Annotated in this window: 25 protein-coding genes, 2 tRNA genes and 1 other annotated feature; of the genes, 2 read left to right on the plus strand and 25 right to left on the minus strand. The window is 30.9% G+C overall.

Annotation, left to right across the window (positions count from 1 at the left end; translation table 11 throughout):
- Positions 1 to 277: 277 nt before the first annotated feature.
- Positions 278 to 2,146 carry a hypothetical protein gene (locus EI71_RS07790; protein ID WP_147387580.1) on the minus strand — a complete coding sequence of 623 codons (1,869 nt, stop codon included), beginning with the start codon at positions 2,144 to 2,146 and terminating at the stop codon, positions 278 to 280.
- A 48-nt stretch (positions 2,147 to 2,194) separates the two neighbouring features.
- Here EI71_RS07790 and EI71_RS07795 point away from each other — a divergent pair, with 48 nt between their 5' ends.
- Both EI71_RS07795 and EI71_RS07800 read left to right on the plus strand, forming a co-directional pair.
- Positions 2,195 to 2,839: a helix-turn-helix domain-containing protein gene (locus tag EI71_RS07795; RefSeq protein ID WP_162849881.1), complete on the plus strand. Its 645-nt coding sequence runs from the start codon at positions 2,195 to 2,197 to the stop codon at positions 2,837 to 2,839.
- Positions 2,840 to 2,879: 40 nt separating this feature from the next.
- Entirely contained in the window at positions 2,880 to 4,319 is a 1,440-nt protein-coding gene (locus EI71_RS07800; protein ID WP_211321080.1) for a hypothetical protein, read from the plus strand.
- 184 nt (positions 4,320 to 4,503) lie between these two features.
- Here the strand turns inward: EI71_RS07800 and EI71_RS07805 are convergent, their stop codons facing one another.
- The 24 genes from EI71_RS07805 to EI71_RS07910 all read right to left on the minus strand — a co-directional run bounded on the left by EI71_RS07805 (position 4,504) and on the right by EI71_RS07910 (position 22,846).
- Positions 4,504 to 5,397: a DUF4097 family beta strand repeat-containing protein gene (locus EI71_RS07805; RefSeq protein ID WP_119016695.1), complete on the minus strand. Its 894-nt coding sequence runs from the start codon at positions 5,395 to 5,397 to the stop codon at positions 4,504 to 4,506.
- Positions 5,390 to 5,986 (minus strand): DUF1700 domain-containing protein, encoded by a 597-nt coding sequence (locus EI71_RS07810; RefSeq protein WP_162849882.1) that lies wholly within the window; start codon positions 5,984 to 5,986, stop codon positions 5,390 to 5,392. Before EI71_RS07810 ends, EI71_RS07805 begins: the two co-directional genes overlap by 8 nt.
- A 5-nt stretch (positions 5,987 to 5,991) precedes the next feature.
- Positions 5,992 to 6,297 carry a PadR family transcriptional regulator gene (locus EI71_RS07815; protein WP_119016697.1) on the minus strand — a complete coding sequence of 102 codons (306 nt, stop codon included), beginning with the start codon at positions 6,295 to 6,297 and terminating at the stop codon, positions 5,992 to 5,994.
- A gap of 177 nt (positions 6,298 to 6,474) precedes the next feature.
- Positions 6,475 to 6,551, minus strand: a tRNA-Arg gene (locus tag EI71_RS07820).
- Between the two features lie 11 nt (positions 6,552 to 6,562).
- Positions 6,563 to 6,639: transfer RNA gene (locus tag EI71_RS07825), tRNA-Asp, on the minus strand.
- A 91-nt stretch (positions 6,640 to 6,730) separates the two neighbouring features.
- Complete coding sequence (locus EI71_RS07830) at positions 6,731 to 7,228, minus strand: hypothetical protein (RefSeq protein ID WP_119016698.1); 498 nt, start codon at positions 7,226 to 7,228, stop codon at positions 6,731 to 6,733.
- Between the two features lie 10 nt (positions 7,229 to 7,238).
- On the minus strand, positions 7,239 to 7,703 hold the full coding sequence (locus tag EI71_RS07835) for a hypothetical protein (protein ID WP_119016699.1): 465 nt from the start codon (positions 7,701 to 7,703) through the stop codon (positions 7,239 to 7,241).
- Between the two features lie 11 nt (positions 7,704 to 7,714).
- A complete protein-coding gene (locus EI71_RS07840; RefSeq protein ID WP_119016700.1) occupies positions 7,715 to 8,563 on the minus strand; it encodes a S1-like domain-containing RNA-binding protein in 849 nt (282 codons plus the stop codon).
- Positions 8,560 to 8,712 (minus strand): hypothetical protein, encoded by a 153-nt coding sequence (locus EI71_RS10200; RefSeq protein WP_162849883.1) that lies wholly within the window; start codon positions 8,710 to 8,712, stop codon positions 8,560 to 8,562. Before EI71_RS10200 ends, EI71_RS07840 begins: the two co-directional genes overlap by 4 nt.
- The gene (locus tag EI71_RS07845) at positions 8,702 to 9,112 is read right to left on the minus strand and encodes a hypothetical protein (protein ID WP_162849884.1); all 411 of its coding nucleotides are present in this window, start codon (positions 9,110 to 9,112) and stop codon (positions 8,702 to 8,704) included. The genes EI71_RS10200 and EI71_RS07845 overlap by 11 nt, the downstream gene beginning before the upstream one ends.
- Positions 9,113 to 9,434: 322 nt before the next feature.
- On the minus strand, positions 9,435 to 10,166 hold the full coding sequence (locus tag EI71_RS07850) for a hypothetical protein (protein ID WP_147387581.1): 732 nt from the start codon (positions 10,164 to 10,166) through the stop codon (positions 9,435 to 9,437).
- Between the two features lie 551 nt (positions 10,167 to 10,717).
- Positions 10,718 to 11,179 (minus strand): hypothetical protein, encoded by a 462-nt coding sequence (locus tag EI71_RS07855; RefSeq protein WP_119016703.1) that lies wholly within the window; start codon positions 11,177 to 11,179, stop codon positions 10,718 to 10,720.
- A gap of 153 nt (positions 11,180 to 11,332) precedes the next feature.
- Complete coding sequence (locus EI71_RS07860; RefSeq protein ID WP_119016704.1) at positions 11,333 to 11,779, minus strand: hypothetical protein; 447 nt, start codon at positions 11,777 to 11,779, stop codon at positions 11,333 to 11,335.
- 58 nt (positions 11,780 to 11,837) lie between these two features.
- Positions 11,838 to 13,145, minus strand: coding sequence for a citrate synthase (locus EI71_RS07865; RefSeq protein ID WP_119016705.1), 1,308 nt, complete (start codon positions 13,143 to 13,145; stop codon positions 11,838 to 11,840).
- 12 nt (positions 13,146 to 13,157) lie between these two features.
- On the minus strand, positions 13,158 to 15,023 hold the full coding sequence (locus EI71_RS07870) for an aconitate hydratase (protein ID WP_119016706.1): 1,866 nt from the start codon (positions 15,021 to 15,023) through the stop codon (positions 13,158 to 13,160).
- A 361-nt stretch (positions 15,024 to 15,384) separates the two neighbouring features.
- Entirely contained in the window at positions 15,385 to 16,092 is a 708-nt protein-coding gene (locus tag EI71_RS07875) for a hypothetical protein (protein WP_119016707.1), read from the minus strand.
- 172 nt (positions 16,093 to 16,264) lie between these two features.
- Positions 16,265 to 16,600: a hypothetical protein gene (locus EI71_RS07880; protein WP_162849885.1), complete on the minus strand. Its 336-nt coding sequence runs from the start codon at positions 16,598 to 16,600 to the stop codon at positions 16,265 to 16,267.
- Between the two features lie 96 nt (positions 16,601 to 16,696).
- Complete coding sequence (locus tag EI71_RS07885) at positions 16,697 to 16,918, minus strand: hypothetical protein (protein WP_211321081.1); 222 nt, start codon at positions 16,916 to 16,918, stop codon at positions 16,697 to 16,699.
- Positions 16,915 to 17,064: a hypothetical protein gene (locus tag EI71_RS10395; protein ID WP_211321082.1), complete on the minus strand. Its 150-nt coding sequence runs from the start codon at positions 17,062 to 17,064 to the stop codon at positions 16,915 to 16,917. The genes EI71_RS07885 and EI71_RS10395 overlap by 4 nt, the downstream gene beginning before the upstream one ends.
- 263 nt (positions 17,065 to 17,327) lie before the next feature.
- Complete coding sequence (locus EI71_RS07890) at positions 17,328 to 18,413, minus strand: leucine-rich repeat protein (RefSeq protein ID WP_119016710.1); 1,086 nt, start codon at positions 18,411 to 18,413, stop codon at positions 17,328 to 17,330.
- A 93-nt stretch (positions 18,414 to 18,506) separates the two neighbouring features.
- Positions 18,507 to 19,718 carry an NADP-dependent isocitrate dehydrogenase gene (locus EI71_RS07895; protein WP_119016711.1) on the minus strand — a complete coding sequence of 404 codons (1,212 nt, stop codon included), beginning with the start codon at positions 19,716 to 19,718 and terminating at the stop codon, positions 18,507 to 18,509.
- Positions 19,719 to 19,922: 204 nt separating this feature from the next.
- Entirely contained in the window at positions 19,923 to 21,143 is a 1,221-nt protein-coding gene (gene tyrS / locus EI71_RS07900) for a tyrosine--tRNA ligase (protein WP_119016712.1), read from the minus strand.
- A gap of 49 nt (positions 21,144 to 21,192) precedes the next feature.
- Positions 21,193 to 21,362, minus strand: a binding site (T-box leader).
- Positions 21,359 to 22,357, minus strand: coding sequence for a LacI family DNA-binding transcriptional regulator (locus EI71_RS07905; protein ID WP_119016713.1), 999 nt, complete (start codon positions 22,355 to 22,357; stop codon positions 21,359 to 21,361). (Overlaps the previous feature by 4 nt.)
- 153 nt (positions 22,358 to 22,510) lie before the next feature.
- Positions 22,511 to 22,846 (minus strand): DUF6054 family protein, encoded by a 336-nt coding sequence (locus EI71_RS07910; RefSeq protein ID WP_119016714.1) that lies wholly within the window; start codon positions 22,844 to 22,846, stop codon positions 22,511 to 22,513.
- Positions 22,847 to 22,860 lie beyond the last annotated feature (14 nt).

Here is a 22,860-nt window from a genome sequence, read left to right on the forward strand (position 1 = left end):
GATAAAATCCTTTAACTGCTGCTTAATTTCTTCCATAATAATTCTCCTGGGTTATCTTTATTTGATAGGCAAATTTTACCTAACCTATGGTATATTATATATTTATTTTTTATCTTGTCAAGCAAACGTTACATTTTTTGCTACATTGTGTAGAAAAAAGTGTTTTCTATATTTATCCTTTTTTTGTTTTACAAAAAAGATTTAAATAATAAGCAATAATAATGTTATTGTTTTTATATAAAAAATGGAAATTCATTATCGAATTTCCATCCTTTTATTAGAAGGTAAGTGTATATTCATCCGTATATGGATCATCTATTCTACTACAAGAAACCAAACTCATACCCGGATACTTTTGATCATATTTATATACATTACATCCACCTATAGAACTTAAGATACTATAAGAATGACCAAGTGGTAAATAGGCAATAAATTTATTATCTAATCTACCATAGGTATACATAGATAAATTAATTGCTCCTCCACTTTCCATTCTAGCTATATCCTTACCATCCATAGAAATGTTTATATATCCGCTATCACTTTCATGTGGTATTTCAACATAATAATAGCCACCTGACATATCGCACTTTATAGGCTTTTTGTTATAATTTGGATCCATAGACATCAAATTAGCCATACAGGTTATTGGCTGATGAGCCTGTGTTATGGCTTTTAAATTATTTAAAGATACAAATGGGAATAAAGTATATAAATGGCGATTAAATACTTTAGTTAATACTGTAATAAAGCCTTTAATTTGATTACAGAATTCTAACGGAGATACACCATCTAATAATGTTGAATTTTCTACTGTCATTTTAATAATTGGCATAATATCATTAACAAAATTATCTGGATTATGCATTATTTCATCAATTAAATAATCAATATTACCATTAATTAAAATAGAAAGAATAAAGCTTCCAACAAATGGATATAAGGATTCACTCATTGTATCATTTTTAAACACCATAGTGAATACTTCTCTTAAGCCATCTTGAATATTTTCTTTAAATGCTACTCTATCTGTAATTCCTTCTTCTATCATACAGTTAAGTAAATCCTTAACAAATAAGCCACCATGGAAATTAACAGTATCCTCATCTCCAGAATAATTTGTTTTCTTTTCCCCAAGACCACCATAATAAACAAATTTATCGATACAATATTCACCAATAGCACTAGATGCCTCTAGGCTATTATAATAGCCTTTGATTGTATTTAAATCCGATTCATAATTTATATCATTTAATGGATTAGGTAAATAACAATCAATTCCATATCTTGTAAATCCTAATCCCTCCATTGGTACCATAGGTACTGGGTCATATACATTTATAATATTAAAAATATTATTATAAATCTCACTTCTTGGAGATATATCCTCATTAAAGCTTGCGCCCATTGGCACTTCAAAGCAATATGCATACATATCTTCTTTTGCTATACTAACTGTATCTGGTAAGATAGGTTCATTTAAATATAAGGATCTATCTAGTCTTCCAATAGCTAAATTATTTACTGCGGATGCACGGCTAAAGCCTGCACTCCAAAGCTTAAGCTTACCAGTAATTGCATATTGATTAATATAATATTTTAAGCTATCTAGCATAATGGTGGCACCATCATTAAATCCTTCATGAAGTACTTCAGTAATACCATCACCAATCTTACAATTCGAAGCCCATTCCTGCTGATATCCTGCTCCTCTAATTCCTATTGCTATTAGGGTGTAGTCATCTATTTTTTTACTTGCAATGACAACTCCTAAAGAATCCGTTTCTGGCTTTTTCTTATAATACTCATTCGCGTATACATTCTTAAAGTCCATATCTAATAATAAATTCTCACAATTGATATATCTATGAGAATAATCACTTGGATTATCCGTATCTAAAGACATAAACGCACTCATGGCTAGACCTAAGGATGCTGTTGCAAGGGAAGGATTATAATAAGTAGCATCTTCCATAAAATAGTCATCTGTATAATATAATGACCCATTATAGTCACTACTTGAGGCGGCATAGCGGAATTCAACTCTATTTTTATTATCCTCCTTACTTCCACATGCACATAGTAATCCTAGTATATTTAAATTTATTAAAATAGGAATTATGCATTGTTTTATTTTCATCATATTTATATTATAATTTATTTAAATAAAAATGAAAAGAGGAGGTGCCTTATGGAAGAAAATGAATTATTAATACCAGTTGAAATTGTAGATGAGGTACCTGACTATTCTTTCAAATCAAAGGATGAACTTATAGAAGAATATGGTTTATTACCATATAATATATTCCTTTATAACAAAAGAAAGGAAGAAAACCTTTCTAGGTACCAATTTTCAAAAAAATTAGGTATCTCTTATTTTAGATATTCTTATATAGAAAAGGGTGTATTTAAGCCAAGTAAAAAAGAAATAGAAAAGATATCTAAAGCCTTAGATATGGATTTTTCTATTTATTTAGAAGGCTTAGCCTCATACCCTATTGGTTTAATGGTTGAAGAGGAAGAGCCTAAAAAGAGGCGTATTTTAAAAAGTAAGGCCTTCCGTATTACATTAATATCTCTTCTTTCTATATTCATTATTACCTATATCATATCTAGAATATATAATTTACATACTACATCATTTACAAGACATGAATTAAATAATAATTATATAACACTTATAGATGGGGTTAGTAAAAGTGAGGATTTCACTTATACTATATCTGGTTCTTTCACAAGACCTATGATTTATGAAAGGGTCGGAAGTGAATATACTTCTATTACAGGAGAATATACAGATTCTCCTTTCCAATTAGATTTCCAATATACGGTATGAAAATGACTATAGAGTTACTTATTCTACTGGTTTAAAGAAAATGTATGGAAGCTATATGCCAATAAGTATTACTTATGTAGATTACATCAATTATGATACCTATTTTGGAAGATATTATTATCAAGTAGAAACAGGCTTTAAAAAAGACTACATGCAAACTACAACTGGTAGTGAAGTATTAGATACTATTATACTTGAAAGAGTAGATTCTAATGTCATTAATTTCAATACAAAGATTGAAGAATTAATTCATAATAAATTAAATCTTAATGTATCTATAGCAAATGATGTATTACCAGTAGTTCCTATTATGGAAAAAACAAATAGATTAGGATATATATCCTTACTTATTTTCTTAATATCCTTAGTATTTATTGTTGTATCTGGTATATTATTAACTTATTCATTTATATCTGGTAAGGAAAAGCATTCTGCATCTTTATTAAGTGAATTAGATTATGAAGATCAAGTTATTGATTGCTATACACAAAAAAAGGAAGTACCAAAGGATATAAGAGTTGGGCCATTTATACCAGAAGTAATTTACCAAATTGTTGGTGGTATATTTACTATTGGTTCTATTGTTGCATCCATTGCTTATATCATTTTAAGTATTATCGGAAAAGATGGAATGTTTTCCAATATGGGCATAAATAGTGGCATGACACTATTAGTTACTGGTATATTTTTAATGCTATTTGTTGATTTTGATATTTATATTAATGACAGAAGAGTATTAAGAAGTGTATTCATCTATGGAATCATCTTCTTCTTTATCTATAATATCCAAGTATTAGTTATAAATGCCTTAAGTCAAATATCACTTGGTGCTATGGTCTTAGATAAATTCAATTTAAGATTACCGAATTATTTCGGTTCCATTGCCTTATATTTCTTGATTATGGTCTTCTTATTTACTAATCCAAAATGGTTAAATACTAAGCGTAAGCTATATATTTATAGATTGTGCTCAATAATACCAATCCTACTTCTTTTTATTACAACTACAGTATCCATTGGATATAAACGCTTTGGTTGGAATATTCCAACAGGATTCTTATATTTAGTTGATACTGCTAAACCTCAAATATCTTTCTTAGTTGTCTCTTACTTAGTAAGCCTATATTTCTTAAGAAACTTCTTCAAAAGAAGATATGATGTACAAAATGCAGTTAGATATTATAATGGAAATAGATTCTTATTATATAAGAACCTCTTACTTTTAATAATTACAATTATTATTTCTTTAGTTGAGGTTCTATTTATGAATAATACAGACGCGAAAGCCTTAGGCTTTGGATTATATCCTACCTTCTTCTGGTTAGGTATTCTACTATTATTCCATAGACCTCACCTGGGCAAAAGAAAAAGGGCAGCCGAAAGAGCCACCCTTGTATTAAATACCATTTTATTTGGTACATTATATATTTTAATAGCTATTATATTAATTGTAGCTATTGTATTTACATTAACGCTTTAAGAAGTCTTTAGGACTTCTTTTTTTATTCCTCCAATAATTCTATTTTCTTTTCATATAACACAATACTTCTTACAAATAGAAAATGCGGAATATTCTTCCGCATTTCCCATTCCCTATAGTTATAATATATTTTTAAGCTTTAAGCTTATGCTCTTCCAATTCTCTTTCTCATTTTTGTCTCCTTTTATTCAGAGATTGTAATATAGATATCACCTGTTGATGTGCTTAATTTACAAGACTCACCTGTAGTTGAAGGTACTGTTGCAGAACCTGTAGATGTGTGAGTAGTAAAAGTCTTTCCTGTTAGAATATCTCCTTTAATATCACCTGTTGATGTGCTTGCTTCAATTGTATATGCATCACTCTTAGAGAAATAGATACTTCCTGTAGATGTTTTAACTGTAAGTGCACCAGCAAATACTGTATTAATGAAACGAATATCTCCTGTTGAGCCTTTAAATGATCCAGCCTTTGTAGTTACATCCTCAAGTCTCATATGACCTGTAGATGTGTTTAATTTGATTTCATTTGTAACATCAAGCTTTGTTAAATTGATATCACCTGTGCTTAGGCTAACATATAAATAATCTGTAATCGTTGCATTTTTGAAATTAACATCACCTGTAGAATCTTTAATATCTACTTTAGTAAAGTTGAAGTTATCAATTGCTAAATCACCTGTTGCAATTTCAACATATAATTCATCATAAGTTACCTTTGGTAAGGAAATAGTCATCTTTGGGCTTTTGAAATCCCATCTAAAGATTCTTTCATACCAAGGTGTCTCATCTCTTTCATCAATGGACAATTTATTTGCATCAACTCTGAAATTATGAGTGAAGCCCTTAGCTTCTTCATAATTAATAGTAAGCTTGTCATCTAATGCTTTAACGAATGTTACATCAGATGTTGCAAGATTTAATCTAATGTTTTCGAAATCTTCTACTGCTGTATAAGTCTTTTGTTCATATTCAATAGGCTTGAACTTGCCCTTATATGCTGCATATCCTACGATAGCACCACCTGCTAATACTAATATAACTCCTAATACAAGTACGAATTTAATAAATTTACGCATTTTTCTTACCCCCAATTAATTTATGCTTAATACCTAAGAAAATCTTCTTAGTTATCTTAATATTCGCTTTTGTTGCAGCGATACATACAGGAAAGAATAGACAAGCAATACCTGCCACTAGAATGGAAACTCCAACTCCAGGGTAGAAGAATGTACCATCCTTTAGCTGTAAGAATACTGCTAAAAGCGATCCTCCTGCGGCAGCAATGAATGCTGCTTCAATGGTATATGTTACTAAAATTAATACCCATAGTAGCATATATCCTACTCCCACTAAGACGGAAAATACAATAAGTAAAGGTAACCAAATTGGGAAACCTAAGATGATTAATACAATCCCAAATGCACTAATTCTTTTCTTAGGTCTAATCCTTTCCTTTACAAGGCTAGTCATTTTGGTCTTGCCGGCAATTGATAATACGACCTCATCTACGCCTCCAAAGGATTGAATTGCTTCTTCCTCTGTTTTTCCTTCCTCCATCATATCTTGAATCATTTCGTCATAGAAATTAATTCTTTCATCAATTTCAGACTTAGGTAATCCCTGAAGTCTGGATTCAAGCTCATTAAAAAACTCCTTTTTCGTCATACTTCTTACTCCCTTTCAATAAATGAATAGATCATCATAATTTCTTTCCATTCATTTTTAAATTCATCAATTCTTTGAATTCCCTTTACGGTTATATGGTAGTATTTTCTAACTCTACCCTCATGCATTGTGGTTCTTACCTCAAGCATTTTTCCTTCTTCTAATCTTTTTAATATTGTGTATAGTGTAGATTCCGACAGCTTAAGTACCGGGCTAACATCCTTGATAATTTTATATCCATAGGAATCTTCCTTCCTAATTGCAGCTAACACACACACATCTAATACTCCTCGTTTTAACTGTGCATCCATTTTATACCTCACTTTACGCTATACATCATATCACGAGGTATCAAGGGTGTCAACACTATTTTGTGAAAAAAATATAAAAAAAATTCCTCAAAATCCACCAGTTCTAAAGAACTGTATTTTTTAAAAAACATTTAGAGAATAAAAAAAACAGCCCAACTGAGCTGTAATTACTTGAACTGGCGCGTCCAGGAGGACTCGAACCCCCAACCTTTTGATCCGTAGTCAAACGATCTATCCAATTGATCTATGAACGCATATATAAGCATGGCGGTCCGGACGAGACTCGAACTCGCGACCTCCGCAGTGACAGTGCGGCATTCTAACCAACTGAACTACCGGACCACGCTAGATAATTCTATCACAATAAATATAATTTTGCAACAAGAAATTTTATTTTTTTTAACAAGAAAAAAATGGGCTATCAAAGCCCACATTATTTTATATACTTAGTAATATATAAAGCACTAAAAACAATCACAAAAATAAGTATTGTTAATAACACTACCGCGATGATTACATTTCTTTTATGATTATTCTTTGTTGTCTCCATCATTGGTTTCTCTTTAAAAAAAGAAATAGGGTATCCTGAATAATTAGAAAGCTTAATTAATACCTCTTCCTTTGGAAGAGTATTATCTTTATAAAATTTCTTTAATTCTTTATCTTCTATAATTATCTCAAGGTCTTTTAAGGTTATTTCTTTTTTCTTTAAAATTAAGTCAATTTTCCCCTTAAAATCTAAAGATTCCGTAAAGAATTCCTTTGGGTAATTGGAATAATCCTTTTTACTCCCCTTCCCCTCATGGTAATCCACTTCTATATCTTTTCCGTTAGCCACACTTATACCATTCTTTAGCATTTCAGATAATTGAGTTTTAAATAATGCACCAGTAGAATTTAATCTTCTATCTTCATGTTCATCATTTGGCATAATGGACCTCCTAATTATTTAATCCAGAAAAGTAAGCTTCTTCTTTTCCTTTATTGATTTCTTTACTTTCATTGATTAATAGAAATACTTGATAAGCAATATTGCCTAAATAAACGATTAATAATAGAATCAATATAATAATTTGAACTGTATTATTTTTACATAAAGCTACAAATATACCAGCAAATGGTATTGCAATTACACCTGCGGTAAAAATAGATAATATTCTTGTGATACTAGAAAGCTTCTTTATGAAGCTTAAAGCTATAATAGCCCCTATAAGAATAGCAAGTACTATTCCTACAATGAAAAAGATTAAATATGCATCTATAATCTTTTTTTCATAATCATTTAAATATCCAATGATATCTAGAGTTTCATTCGTTACTTTAAGCAAAGTAGTTCCAAGTATAACAAGTGCTAAAAGAAAAACGTTAATTATTTGATCGAAAATGAATTTTTTGTTTTTCTTCATATTATCCTCCATTACTTATAGTCTTTTAATAATGTTTTTTCTTCATCAAAGGTGATTAATTCATCCTTATATAATCCACCATAGGCTCTTTTAAATGCTTTTCTTGACATACCAAGTAAAGCCTCTACCTCTTCTGCAGTAGATTTTGCAGTAAGCTTCATTACACCATGGTGATTCTTTAAGTAATTAATAATAATCTCCTTATCCCCTTCCATAAGGATTTCCTTATGGGCATTTAATGTACCATAATATTCACCATCTAATTCCTTAGTGATAGTAACTAATACTTCTTCTCCAATATGATATTCTCCTCTAGACTGAGTATATGGCACAAAAACATATTTTAATCCCTTTGTTACAATACCCATACCCTTTTCAGAAAAATGACATACATATCCTTCAACTGCTTCACTAATCGCATATTTAGCATCTGTTTTTAAGCTTTTAATATCAAAACGATTTAAAGGCTTAGCCATTAATATATCATGCTTTACCTTAAGTCTAACAAATACCTTATCATTAACCTTAGGCCATCTAGCCTCATTATAAGGTAGGTAATCCTTAGATAATAATAAATCCTTTGGTGTATTAATGTTTACAAAAACACCAGCACCAGGTAATATATCTACTACGGTCGCAAATCCTGCCTCTGTAATTGTTGCAGGAACTATAGCTTCTGTTGCAGTTAATCTTTTGGATTTATCTAAATAGATAAATACCTTAACAGAATCGCCTTCCTTATGTTCAGTTAAAGCTTGTTTAAAATGTAATAATACTTCATCTTTATTATCTGTTAGCATATAACCTAAATCCGATTTTCTAGCTACAGTTAATGTTACATACTCTCCAATGGTAATCAATTTCTGTCACCATCCTTATAATTCTTATCTGTTTGTTCTTGATACATTTTCTTCTTATCCTTAAATGTATCTTGTGGCCTTTTTTTATTACCAGACTCATATTTTTTAATTAAATCCTTTTGCTCTTGAGTTAAATTCTCATTCGCCATCTTTCCTTACCTCCATTTTATGGAGCCCTAGTGCATCAAAGCACTTAGCAATTCTTTCCATATTATCTTCTGTGGCAAAAGTTTCTTTTGTTCCTATCATATAATCTAAGGAGAAATATTCTCCATCCTTCTTATATAAAGTTAAAGTTGCTCTTGCTCTTTTTGTCTCAAATTTGTAAAAATCATATTCCGTAGCAATAAGCTCAAAGTCTGCTTCTGGTCTTAGCATTGCAAAGAACTTATTTATTTTTTGAAAATACAATGTATTTTCTTTTATGCTCATTATATATTCTCCATGATAAAGCTTATCACTTTTATACTTCACCATTACAAAGCATGGCTTTAGTCCCTTTAATTGATGAGCCTTTCTCATTTCAAGCAAAAATGATTTACGGTCCATATGATCACCTACTTATATGTACTCCTTTAGTATACCATATTTTTTTAGATATTCACAAAGAGATTTTTCTATCAGTTTGAGAGTTAAAACTATCATTTTCATATTTTCACATCATCTTTTTAAATGGTTTTTCGAAAAAAATAGCAAAAAAAATATAAAAATTTTTAAAAAAACACTTTACAAACGCTTTCATTGGTGTTATTATAAAGATGCTAAAAGAAAAATAACTTTTCAAAATAATCTCTCCCAAAAAAGGAAAGGATGGCAGAAATGTCATCCTTTTCTTTTTAATTTCATAAATATAAACTAAAGAAGCATAAAACTATGCTTCTTTTTTTCCTCTATAAAGTGATGGATCAACTGCGTAAAATGCAAAAACTATATTGTCTTGTACACTAGCATATAAATCACCATTATATTCATTTAACATAGAATACCTATATCTATTGAAATCCAAAACCACTTTATCTAATTCTATTGATAATTGAATGGACTCCTCTTTAGGAACAAATTTTTCATAATTTGACAAATCCACATTCTTAATATAACCATTCTCATCTCTTGTAATCATAGATTCAGGTATCTTTATTGTTTCGGCCTCATCTTTTTCATAAGATACTATTGTCCCAACAAGCTTTGTTCCGTGGCGATAATTTCTATCAAAAGGAGAGTAATTTGATGCTTCCCATAAATATGCATAACCCGTTTTTGAATACGTTTCGCTTCCTACAGGTCTGTCACTTTTAAAAATATATTTATCACCTGCAATGCAAAGAACATTTTTAGAAGCTTCTTGTACAGATGGTATATAATTTTCAGAAGAATCATAAGAAATAAAGTAGCCATCTTCTCTCATTTCTGCAGAATAAATATTCGCTGTTTGTGCTAATGGGGCAAAAGATGTAAATGCATAAAAATAATATACTTCTGATATAGTATATTGACTTTCATCAGCATTCTCATTATTTAAATTATTGGTCATAGTATTCTCTTGACAGGAAAACAAAGATAAGCTAAACAAAAACAAGCCTGAGTAAAGTAAACATTTTTTCATATTAAGTAACCTCCCTATATATATTAATAATCCGTGGTGTTATCTTGCAAAAACAACTACTAGTAAATACACCATTTGGGTAATAGAACCTAGAACAGACACCGATCAAATCAAGATATCCAGAATAAACCCCATTATAGAATACTTCAATATATCTATAAAGAGGTCCACCACTATTCCCATTAGAGACCACAATGTTATATGTAGTAATTACTGTCTCATAAGTCACACTAACATTATTAGACAATCATAGAGAAAAATAATAAAATACACAAAGCTAAACGTTTCAAAAAAAGTCATCTTCTTTCTAAAGCATTTTATATTCATCAATAGCTGACTAAACAATCTCCTATTTACCCATACAAAAATCCACTTTATAAAATGAACTAAATCTCTATATAATAATTCATCATCGCTTCTTACAATTATATTATATATCTTTTCCAGAACAATGGCAAAAAAATTTAATTTTTTTCAAATATTTTTTATAAAGTTATAGTGAAATAATTAATTGGAATTTACTAGCTAAAGAAAAAAAGTAATCTGCGTGATTACTTTTTCTCATTATTTAATTGTATTAATTTATCTTCTATTTTAGTATTTACTTCATCATATGTTTCTTTACTAATCTCATTCTTAGAGTAGCAGTCTAATATCATTTGCTTCAAATCGTATAATACTTTTTTAGATTCTTCTACAGTATTACATTTCATATTGAGTATTTTTTTAAACTGCTTATTTCTTTCATCTACCTTCTTTTGATGCGAAACCAACTTATTATACTCTTCTTTAGATATAACTCCTCTAAAACGCATTTCTTTCAATTCTTTATATACGTCTTTTTCATAGTTTCTAGTATCAATATCAGACCCATACCATTTTCCAATGGTCAAATCCTTACTTTCATAATCCGTATTCCATTCAACGCCTGGTTCTTCATCTCCATGAAATATTTCACCAATAACAATTTCATCTACAACTAAATCGACTATAAATTCTACTAAATGTTCCATAATCTCTCTCCTTTATCAACGATTATAACATAAAATAATAAAAAGTAATCCATAAAGATTATTTCTTATCTCCAATTAATTAATGGTTTTGTAAAACGTCATACATATGAGCTATTAATCGTTTTTGAAATAAGAAAAAAGTAATCTGCGTGATTACTTTTTCTCATTATTTAATTGTATTAACCTATCCTCTATTTTAGAAAGTGCTTCTTCATAGGTCTCTTTGCTAATCTCATTTTTAGAATAGAATTCAGATACCATCTTTTTTAATTCATTTAATACCTTTTTAGATTCTTCTTTAGTTTCACATTTCATATTAAGTATTTTTTTGAACTGCTTATTTCTTTCATCTACTCTTTTTTGATGTAGAACTAATTTATTATACTCATCTTTAGATATAACACCTCTAAAGCGCATATCCTTTAATTCTTTATAAATGTCCTTTTCATAATTGATTTTTTCAATATCTGTGCCATATTTTATTCCGGCCATTAATTCTTTGCTTGTGTAGTCTGGATTCCCTTCAAATCCTCCGCCCTCAGTGTAATCATAAACACCAACTACAACTAAACCAACTACAAATTCAATTAAATCTTCCATAACAACTCTCTCCTTTAGAAACAATTATACCATAATAATAAAAAGTAATCCATAAAGATTACTTCTTATCTCCAACATATTTTGTTGCAGGACGAACGATTTTATTCGAATATAATAGATTTTCAATATCATGAGATACCCAACCAACAACTCTAGCCACACTAAATAATGGGATGAATAAATCTCTTGGAATATTTAGCATCTCATAAATTAATCCACTATAAAAATCGACATTTACACAGCAGGCTTTGCCTGTTTTTTTCTTTAATGCTTCTACTGCTAATTTTTCAAAACGGTAATAATATTCAAACTTTTTAGAATCCTTTTCCTTTGTTAATTCCTTGGCAACATCTCTTAGTAAATCTGCTCTTGGATCGGAATTTGTATAAATCGCATGACCTATACCATATATTAAACCAGAACAGTCAAAGAATTCTTTACTTAATAGTTTTTGAATAACTCCTCTTAATTCATCATCTGTTGCATCAAGTCCAACCTCGTCAATGACAGCCTTCATCATATCTAATACAGCCATATTAGCTCCACCATGTCTTGGACCCTTTAAAGAACACATAGATGCGGCTATCATAGAATAAATATCTGTTAGGGTTGAAGATACAACAGTACCAACAAAGGCACTATTATTTCCTCCACCATGGTCTGCATGAACCATTAAGCACATATCTAATGTTTTAGCCTCAAGCTCTGTGAATTTACCATCATTTCTAGATAAATATAAGATATTTTCAGCAAAGGAATATTCCTTTTTAGGGAAATGAATATGCAAGGAATCATGGTCTAAATAGTGTGTCTTTGTTTGTAAAGAGTATGCCATAATGGCAGGCATCTTTGAAATTAGGGATACACCCTTTTTTATAAGCTCAAAGCCATCAATATTATCTGGATCATCATCGAATGAATACAAAGATAAGATACTTCTTGTCATATGATTCATTAAGGATTTTGATGGATTTTTTAAAATAATATTTTCCAAAAATCCTTCAGGAAGCTCATATTGATCTCTTATCACCTGTTGAAATATTTTAGACTCCGTTTGATTTGGATAATGTCCAAACAATAATAAGAAGCAAGTATTTTCATAACCAAAGTTACCACCGGCCATTTTGGCGACTTCCTTTATATCTATACCACGATAATATAGATTTCCTTCCTTTGGAAGCTTTTGATCATTTTCTACATAGTAACCAGATACCTCTGCAACCTTTGTTAGGCCAACAAGTACGCCAGTACCATTATTATTTCTTAAGCCTCTTTTTACATCATATTTATCATATAAATCCGGTGCAATAGCACCATCCTCTAGCATGTCATGATATTTTTCTAATAAGAAATAATCATTTTTCATACTATCCCTCCTTTAGAAGGTGTTTAATAAACCACCTACAGAAATTAAATTATATTCTTCACTGGATAAATCACAATCTCTTTCATATGTTTTACCCTTTGTTACATTAGTAACCTTGATGGTATCTTTATTCCAAGAAACCTTAATCTCATCAAGTAAATCTGCCTCAATATCTAATTCAATTGGCAAAATACCAAAGTTAATTAAATTCTTTTTATGAATTCTAGCGAATGATGAAGCAATTACTGCCTTAATACCTAAATATCTAGGAGCAATAGCTGCATGCTCGCGAGATGAACCCTGACCATAATTTGTTTTGGCAACAATTACACCATCTCCATTGTCTAGACATCTTTTAGAGAAGCCCTCATCAATATTAGAGAATACGAATTCACTAATCTTTTCAATATTAGATCTATAAGGTAATACCTTAGCTCCTGCAGGCATAATATGGTCTGTAGTAATATTATCCTCTAAAGAAATCATTACTTTAGCATCAAATTCTAAACCAATTGGTTTAAACTTAGGAATTGGTTTAATGTTTGGTCCCATAACCACTTCGCTTTTGAATGTTGGCTTATATAATAAGGAATCACACTTAGGATATGTAACATCCATAGAGAATTCATTTAATTCCATTCCTAAAGGAGATGAAATATAGCCATTTACTGCAGATAATGCTGCAACCTCTGGAGAAACTAAATATACCTTGGCAGAATTTGTACCACTTCTACCATAGAAATTTCTATTAAATGTACGTAAGGATACAGCATCTGTTGCAGGAGACTGTCCCATACCAATACATGGTCCACAGGCAGATTCTAATATTCTAGCACCAGCCTCTAGTAATACATCTAAAATACCATTTTTAGTAATCATCTGTAATACCTGCTGAGAGCCTGGGGCAATGCCTAAGGAGACATCCTTATGTACCTTTTTACCCTTTAAGATAGATGCAACCTTAACAAAGTCATAATAGCTTGAATTTGTACAAGAACCAATTAATACCTGGTCAACCTTAATATCCTTTAATTCCGATACCTTTTTCACATTATCTGGAGAATTAGGGCAAGATGCAACTGGCTCTAAGCTAGCCAAATCAATTGTGATATCCTCATCATAAATAGAATCCTCATCTCTAGATAATTCCTTATAATCCTCTTCTCTTCCTTGTAGCTTCAAAAATTCAAGAGTTACCTCATCGGATGGGAAAACAGATGAAGTTGCGCCTAGCTCTGCACCCATATTACAGATTGTTGCACGCTCAGGTACACCTAATGTTTTTACACCTTCCCCATAATATTCAATTACTTTATTTACTCCACCCTTAACAGTCATTAAACCAATTAGGTGAATAATAATATCCTTTGCGGATACACCGTTTCTTAATTTATTAATTAATTTAACACCAACAACCTTTGGTCTTACAATTGTAAAAGGCATTCCAGCCATTGCGCATGCAACATCAAGTCCACCAGCACCAATCGCAAGTGCACCAACACCACTCGATGTAGGTGTATGGGAATCAGAACCTAGGATTGTTCTTCCTGGTACAGCAAAGCGTTCTACATTTACCTGATGGCAAATACCATTACCAGCCTTTGAAAATACAATTCCATATTTATCCGCAACAGTTTGTAAGAATTTATGGTCATCCGCATTCATAAAGCCATTCTGTAATGTATTATGATCTACATAGGATACAGATAAATCTGTCTTAACCTTATCAATTCCAAAGGATAAGAATTCCAAGTATGCCATAGTACCTGTAGCATCCTGTGTTAAGGTCTGGTCAATTCTTATACTCATTTTATTATTTTCTAAATCCTCACTTACCTTATGAGCATCTAGTATTTTATATGTTAATGTTTTTTTCATTCCAATCCCCTCCAAAATTCAAAAGATTTATCACATTATATCATAGAAATTCGGAAAAATCGACATTTCCTTATACTTTAATCGGTATGTCAACCGCTTTCTATATATAAAATTTAAAAAGACTGCAATTAAATTTGAATTTTAAATGTCAAATTTAATCGCAGCCAATTCTACAACAATAATGTGAAATGCACGTTTCTAATTCTCTTTTAGCAAATCTGCCGGCATAGTTTTAGATATCCTAATAAAATGTAATAAGGTTAAGTTTCTTACAATATTTGACAGAATTATAAATAAACTGAACATCTTCAACAGAGTCAATTGTATTAAAATTCAAATTATGATAAACTGATTCGATTTTTTACGTAGAATAATTAGAATCAAACAAAAAAGCAATCTTCAAAAACTCGCTATAAGAGGCAGCCGATGTTAAATCTCTTATATCAGAAGACTCATATACTTCTTTCCAATAATCAAACCATGAAAGAATTTTTTCATTAGATAAATCTACATCAACACCAAGAATATTACAATAATAAATAATACCAGCACCTGAAGAATAAAATGCAGTATTAGTATCCCTAATAAAATCTGTGCTCATTAAAAACTGATTACATGTTTGTTTCATTTCATGTAATATATCAGAAAGCAAATCAGAACAATACTCTATACAAAATGCGGATAAAGAATACTTTAATGAGTTTGCTTCATTTTTAGTATTCAAGAAAAAAACACACTCATCTTTATCATAATGATTTAAAAGAACCATTTTGATTTGCTTCTCATTGTAATTATAATCAAATATATCACAAAGATATTTATAATAAATTAAATTTAAAATACTATATTCTGAAACATCACAATTATTCAAAATAGAAAGATTCGATTTCAAATAATGTAAGATTTCATCATCATTAAGTAAAACAGCCATCCTTGCTATATTATAAACTTTATAATAATCGACCTCATTATTTCCAACTCCAACAAATCCGGAATCATATAAATCTTCGTAATACCATTTAGACAAACAATGATTGATTTGTTCTTTTTCTTGAGAAGAAAGATTCATCGATAAACATCCTAAATCATCAATCGATTTTTTTTCAGCAAAATCAAAAGATGTACTTGAACAAGCACATAGAAACAAGGTGACACATAAAAATAGTGTCACCAAAGTTATTTTTTTAAAAGACAAATTTGACATTGACAGTCACCTTTTTCTATAACCTAAAAATCACAAATTAAAGACTAATCTCACCAGTTGTTTGTTGATAAAAATCAGAACCTAATTGTGTAACAGCGGATGTTTCAAACTTAAAATCAGCAGTTAGCCAAAATCCGCCAACTCTGGCATTATAAGTATAAAATACATTGTTTTGCCATGCGTTCGAAACAGTATAGGTATAAGATTTAGAATCTTCAGTAGAACTAATAGTCATTCCACCACTAATGGAAACACCTGAAGGATATCCCACTTCACCACCAGCCGAAAACGAACCCCAAACTTTATCAACAGAGATTGTATTTGTTAACACAATATTATCGGCATTATATGGATTCACACCCCACCACTTCAAATGTGATTCTCCTTCTACCGTAATTTTTGCATCATCAAACCAAACCCAAGATGGTATTATAATCATTAATATCTTTACCTATATTTTTCAGCCTATCTATACTTGCTCAGTTGGGGTTAAACCAATTAAAAATGTCACTATCATCTCATATCTATCTTTGAAGCAATCATCTGCATACTTAAAGCCGCCCAATCTATGTTGACCATCAATAATGCAAACATCTACATTTGATTCATCAAAATATAATTTATTATCCTTAACATAGATAAAATCATCAATAGTTTTATCGGATTCTTCATCAATAACACCTTTTTTCAATGAAATGTTACATATAATTGCATTAGGGAACCATTTGATGCATTTGATGTCCAAGTTCCACTTGTTGATAAAACTAATTGCCCATTCTTGCTTGATTTACTTCCTGAATAATTTCCTGTATCTGCATGTGCAATAGGGGAATGCATTAATACTATACCTATTGCAGTTGCTACAGTAATACAACCAATAATAACTTTCTTTTCATTTTTCCTCTCCTTATGTGTGGCTCTGCCACTATGTTTAGTCTACCACTTTAGCAAGACAATAACAAGGTTTTTTTGCAAAAATGTACATTTTATCAATAGTTGTTTACTTTTATAGTTCAAACAAAAAAGGGGTGTGAAGCCTGACTTTTTAAAAGCTAGGTTTTTCACAGCCCCTTTTTTTGCCATATTAGGATTTTTTTGTATTAAGCCCACTTAGTAATTACACCATCAACAAAATGGAAAAAATGGCCATCACCTACTGGGGCTTCTTCTGAATAAAAATTCATATGTGTATAATAACCATCCTCAAGTACATATCTTAAAAATGGAGTTGCGGTCCATACTCTTATGCTGCTTCCTTCAGAAAAACAGATTCCCTTTCTAACAGAAATTCCAGTATCAGGAATGAATTCATTTAAATCTTTTCCATTATAATAATAATTTGTGTCATCCGATCGAGCATAATCATAACCTAAAAATGAATTTAGATAAAGTGCCTTTAATGTAGAAGGTAAATACAAATATTCAAGATCAACAGAACAATAACCAGCTGAAACGAATGCTAATTCTTCAATATCTTCAACGCCCTCACTAATATGAATTTTAGTAGAATCACTAAGCATAAATGCATAAGAGTTAATCTTCTTAACATTGCTTGGAATAAGTATATCCTTATTATATTCCCAAAATGCGAAAGAACCAATTTCAGTAACAGTATCAGGAATAGTTGCGTTCTTTCCTGATGCTAATATGATTTTATTTGTTTTAGTTTCAATAATACAATTACAATTATCTCTTGAATCAAAGTATGGATTATCTTCTGCTACTTTAATTCCGCTATTATTGGAATATGCATATGGCAAACCATTACATAATAATTTTTCGCCTGAAGCTTCACAATTATAAATTCTTTTTACTGTTTTAGGAACAATAAAGCTCGCTTCTGTTGATGTGCTAGAAAAATCAACCTCAGTAACTATAAACTTTCTTGGAAAAAGACCTGTTTGAATCCAGACTTCTTCTGGAATCTTGACTTCACTTAAGCCGTAATATCCACCAAATCTAACCTCACCAACACCAATTATCGGGCTATCGATTATATCAAAATACATTTTTCCCTTTTGAGCTTCAAAGCTATTTCCATTAAAATCTTTGACAGTTTCCTTTTCATTTAGATTATCATAATCCATAATGAATTGCCCTTTTGGTCTTATAAATAAATTTATAATTAGGGTTAAAAAAACTAATACTGCAGCAACAATACCAAAAACTAATAATCTCTTTTTCATAAAATTTCCCTCCCTGCTTTATAAAAGCACTGTTATTATACTTCCGTATTTTTAAAAAATCAAATAAAAAAGAGAGCTTAACGCTCTCCTATTCTAATACTTTGCCTCAACATGACGTCTAATTGCTTGAATAAATTCTAATGAATTTACAGCATGTGCCGTAAATCCTTCTTCTACTAAGCCAACCAAATCCTTAGTCATTGTACCTTCCATTAATGTTTCAATAGATGCAGCCTCTAAGTTATCTGCAAACTTTATTAAATCAGGTAAATTATCCATCTCTCCTCTTTTTCTTAAAGCACCACTCCATGCGAAGATAGTAGCCATTGGGTTTGTAGATGTTTCTTCACCCTTTAAATATTTATAATAATGTCTTGTAACTGTTCCATGTGCTGCCTCATATTCATATTTTCCATCTGGGGAAACTAATACACTTGTCATCATTGCAAGTGAACCAAAGGCTGTAGATACCATATCAGACATAACATCACCATCATAGTTCTTACATGCCCAAATATAGCCACCCTCACTTCTTATAACTCTAGCTACCGCATCATCAATTAATGTATAGAAATATTTAATACCAAGCTTTTCAAATTCTTCCTTGTATTCATTATCATAAATTTCTTGGAACATTAATTTAAATGTTTGATCATACTTTTTAGAGATTGTATCCTTTGTAGAAAACCATAAATCCTGTTTTGTAGAAATTGCATATTTAAAACAAGAATGCGCGAAGGATTTAATAGAAGAATCCTTATTATATAATCCTTGTAATACACCACCACATTCAAAATCATAAATTGTAGCTCTTTCTACCTTACCAGATTCACCTGTAAATACTAGCTCTGCCTTACCTGGTTCTGTTATTCTAAATTCTGTTCCTTTATATACATCACCATAGGCATGTCTTGCGATAGTAATAGGCTTTTTCCAATTTTTAACCTGAGGCTTGATTGGATCAATAATAATAGGAGCACGGAATACTGTTCCATCTAATATTGCACGAATAGTACCATTAGGGCTCTTCCACATTTCAGATAGATTGTACTCTTCAACCCTCTGCTTATTTGGAGTAATGGTTGCACATTTTACTGCAACGCCTAATCTTTTTGTCGCATTCGCAGAATCAATAGTTACCTGATCCTTTGTTCTTTCTCTTTCTTTTAAGCCTAAATCATAATACTCGCTCTTAAGGTCAACAAAAGGATAAATAAGCTCATCCTTAATCATCTTCCATAAGATTCTTGTCATTTCATCTCCATCCATTTCAACAATTGGAGTTGTCATTTTAATCTTTTCCATTTTCATTACCTCCGAAACCTAAAGAAATATTAAAACTTAATTCATTATATAAAATAAATATTAAAAACTCAATTCCTTTAAAATGTGAAAATGTGTACATTCTTCAAACTTTTATATAAAATGTGCTATTTTTATCTAAAATAAAGACAATAATACGAATTTAAAAAAAGAAAAACCCCTTGGTTATATCCAAGGGATAATGAATTAGTATTTTAATAATGCGTATAGCTTCTTACCACGGCGTAAAACAACATATCTGCCTTCAATAGCCATAGTCTTTGATACCATAGCTGCTTCATCAGTAACCTTTTCACCGTTAACTAAAACAGCACCATTACGGATGAATTCTCTTGCTTCTCTTTTTGATTTTGCAAGTTCTGCTTCAATTAATGCTTCAGCTAAAGTATATTCTTTTCCTTCTACTAATGGTAAATCATTTTCAGTCATCTGAATTTCATCTGCAGTAAGCTCATTTACCTTACCAGAGAATAATGCCTCACTAATCTTTACTGCCTCATTAAATGCTTCTTCACCATGAATGAATGTGATAACCTCATGAGCTAATGCCTTATGAGCCTCTCTTAAGTGAGGTGCAACTTTATTCTTTTCCTCTAAAGCATCAATTTCTTCTTTAGATAAGAATGTTAAGAACTTAAGGTAATCAATAACCTTAGAATCCTCACTATTAATAAAGAACTGATACATTTCATATGGAGAAGTCTTCTTGCCATCTAACCAAATTGCCTTACCATTTGTCTTACCAAACTTAGTTCCATCAGACTTAGTTAATAAAGGCATAGTGAATCCATATACTTCCTTACCTTCTTTTCTTCTTGTAAGCTCAATACCAGCAGTAATATTTCCCCACTGATCCTGTCCTGCAACCTCAAGTGTAACATTCTTAGTTTTATTTAAATACCAGAAGTCTAATGCCTGTAAAATCATATAAGAGAATTCTGTAAATGTAATACCCTCAGCTAATCTTCTTGCGACAATATCCTTGTTTAACATGTAATTAACATTAAAGAATTTACCATAATCTCTTAAGAAATCTAATACATTAATATCCTTTAACCAATCATAGTTATTAACAACCTCAAAGCCAAATAGCTTTTCTGCTTGGCTCTTTAATGCTTCAAAATTATGATTTACCTGTTCATAAGTAATCATAGGACGCTCAGCATCTGGTTTTGGGTCACCAATTAAACCAGTACCTCCACCAACTAATAAAATTGGATGATGTCCTGCATCCTTTAATCTTTTTGAAATTAAAAAGCTAGAAAAATGTCCAATATGAAGGGAATCACCAGTTGGATCTGTACCAATATAGAAAGTCATTCCTCCAGCGTTTAATTTTTCTTTTAATGATGGATCAGATACATCCTTAATTAATCCTCTCCACTCTAATTCTTCATAAATACCCATAATAATATCTCCTTCCAATAAATAATTAAAAAAAACGCCCTTAGATTGCTCTAAGGACGAATTATTCGCGGTACCACCTTAGTTCCATACGCACGTATGGCACTCATTAAATTCCCTCCAGACTGTAATTCAATTAATAGCCATTACTTATTTCCACCAACCATAAGTTCTCTATAATCTAAAGCTAGTAATCTACTTCTTTTCCTTCTTCGGGATTATTCTTTTGTTGTTTCTCTTTCTACGATACGGTAAGGTAATAATACCTTAGACTCCTGAATATCTTCATGCTTCATGAACTTAGTTAAAAGTCTCATAGAAACAGCTCCTATATCATACACCGGAGTATCTACGCATGTCAAGTTTGGACGTGAAAGAATTGCATATTTTGTATTCTGTAATCCTACAACCTCACAATCCTCAGGAATCTTATAACCAGCCTTGATCATAACATTCATGAAAGATACTGCGATAGAATCACGTACAGCAATAAATGCTTCAATATTATTGTGCTTAATAAATTCCTGGAAATGTAATGTATTAATAGATACATCTCCAGATGTACGGAATACCAATGGTTCTAATCCTGCATCCTGCATAGCCTTTGTATATCCAGCAATCTTATGGAAGTTAACAGAATATCTTCTTACTGTTGTAGCAAGATAAATATTCTTTTTACCCTTATCAATTAATTCCTTTGTAATATCGTATGTAGCATTCTCATAATCGATACCTACTGCAGGAATATCCTTCTCATCATACATTGCATTACATAAAACAACAGGAATTTGTGCATCCTGAATTAAACTCATACACATTTCCATTTGGGATGGCTCTAGCTCGTCATTTAAAAATAAGATACCATCTACCTGTTCTGCAACTACTGCACGAATTGTCTCTTTTATATCATCATTCTCAGCCATAGAGAACAATTTAATTGCATAATCATATTTTTTACTGATATCGATAATACCACCAAGTAGCTGTGCTGTTGCAGCTCTAGAAACGTCTGCCATAACGATACCTACTGTAGTAGTTTTACGGCTCGCAAGACCTCTAGCGATAGCATTAGGACGATATCCTAATTCCTTAATTACCTTTAATACCTTTTCTCTAGTTTCGGGATTTACTTTTTCAGGATTGTTCATTACACGGCTAACAGTTGCTAGGGATACTTTTGCTGCGCCAGCAACGTCATAAATCGTAGTATTTGCCATTTGATACTCACCTCACGCAATAAATAGTACCTTTATTATATCATAGTGAAAATTCATTTTCAATATTTTCAGTGGTAGAAAATGTAAGCGTTTTTTGAAAAATTACATAAATAACAGAGTTATATTTTCAATATAAATGAAAGAGGACCATATTTAGTCCTCCTGAACCTCAAAACCTTCATTTTTAAGGATATCTACTACCTTCATAATTGCCTTCTTTTCAGCGCCTGCAGAAATAGCTAGCATCCCCTTTTTACCACCAGCTGAGATGACCTCGACTCTGGTTCCAGAATCTCTTTTATCTGAAATAATTGTAACAGATAAATCAGATTCTATTCTCATATAATACTCTTCATAAATAAGAATTGTAATAACTCCCCATTTTGCAGGAATTACTCTTTTATATTTGCCAAAATCTGAAGCAAGCTCAATATCGATTATTTTATCGATATCAACACTTTCCTTGGAAAACAAAACAATCTTTTCCATTTTAATATCCTCCC

Source organism: Anaeroplasma bactoclasticum, assembly GCF_003550015.1.
Lineage (GTDB): Bacteria > Bacillota_I > Bacilli_A > Acholeplasmatales > Anaeroplasmataceae > Anaeroplasma > Anaeroplasma bactoclasticum.